This is a genomic window from Pseudomaricurvus alcaniphilus (assembly GCF_011440395.1).
Lineage (GTDB): Bacteria > Pseudomonadota > Gammaproteobacteria > Pseudomonadales > Cellvibrionaceae > Pseudomaricurvus > Pseudomaricurvus alcaniphilus.
In genome coordinates, this window is record NZ_JAAOIX010000038.1 from 1 (window position 1) to 1,233 (window position 1,233).

Below are 1,233 nucleotides of genomic sequence, written 5' to 3' on the forward strand. Positions count from 1 at the left end.
TTTAATGATTTCAGTGGCCGCGATCGCCAGGCCGACGAAATGGGTATTCTGATGGGCCCACAAAAGAGTAAAGACTTTGCCTACGGCATTGGCCCCTGGATTACCACCATCGACGAGTTTGAAGACCTGGAAAATATCGGCATGGAAGTTCGAGTCAACGGCGAATCCTGGTCCAAAGGAACCAGCAGTAACCAACTCTGGTCCATTGAAGAGCTGATTGCCTACGTTTCCCTTGCCGATTGGATTCAACCCGGTGACATCATCGGTTCCGGCACCATGGGTAAAGGCTCTGCACTGGAACTCGACCGACAGCTTGAGCCAGGTGACGTAGTAGAACTTATCGCCGACGGCGTAGGTGTACTGCGTAACCGTATGGGCCAAAAGCAGGAAGGTCTGTGGTGGCCTGAGCCGCGTAAGCCTTTTATGTAAATATCCGCAAGCAGCTTCCGAGTCGTTAAGCTAACATCTGGGAAGCTTACCTGCCTGTATAAGTAACCTTTTAAACAAAAAGCTTACTTATCACTTGCTTAGTTGATAAAGAAAGACTTACAGGACGTGACACCTGTTATAAGAAGAGCAATAAGCAATAAAGTAGCTACGAACGCTACATCTGAACTTTTAGCAGCAAATCTATGCTCGAAAAAGCATAGCGACTTACAACGTTAACGATAAATAAGCACCAAGAAGGTTCATTATGTCTTCAGAAAAGAAAATCATAATAGTCGGGGCCGGTATCAGTGGTCTTACACTGGCACATTCCGTAAAAAGAATGACAGACTATGAAGTCCGAGTTATTGAAAAAGACACGCCAGCCAACCTTCTCGGAACAGGCATTAATCTGTTGGGTAATGCGTTGAGGGCTCTTGACCAAGTCGGGCTAGGCGAAGCTTGTTTAAAACACGGTAAAGGCTGGAGCGAAGTCAGCCTCGCAGACGGTGCTGGAAACATACACCGCACCATTAAAACTGGAAACAGTCACCGCGAAGGTTTCCCTGCAGCACTCGGCATAATGCGACCCGTGTTTGGAAAAATACTGGAAGAAAACGCACTGGCTTCAGGTGCAAAAATTGATTACCAAACTACGGTTACCGATATCGTACAGAGCGACGGCAAGGTGACTGTGACTTTATCCAATGGCGAAATCGACACCTGTGATTTGCTCGTTGCCGCCGATGGCGCTTTATCAGCAACTCGCAAAATGGTATTTGGTGACCATCTTAAAGGTGAATATGT

General features: G+C 47.0%; 2 protein-coding genes. Both read left to right on the forward strand.

Features of this window, described 5'->3' with window-relative positions; all coding sequences use genetic code 11:
* Positions 1–429: fumarylacetoacetate hydrolase family protein (locus tag G8764_RS22240; protein WP_166168577.1), on the forward strand; the 429-nt coding region annotated here is incomplete at its 5' end.
* A 265-nt stretch (positions 430–694) separates the two neighbouring features.
* Positions 695–1,233 (forward strand): FAD-dependent monooxygenase (locus G8764_RS22245; protein ID WP_166168580.1); only part of this gene is annotated, 539 nt, incomplete at its 3' end.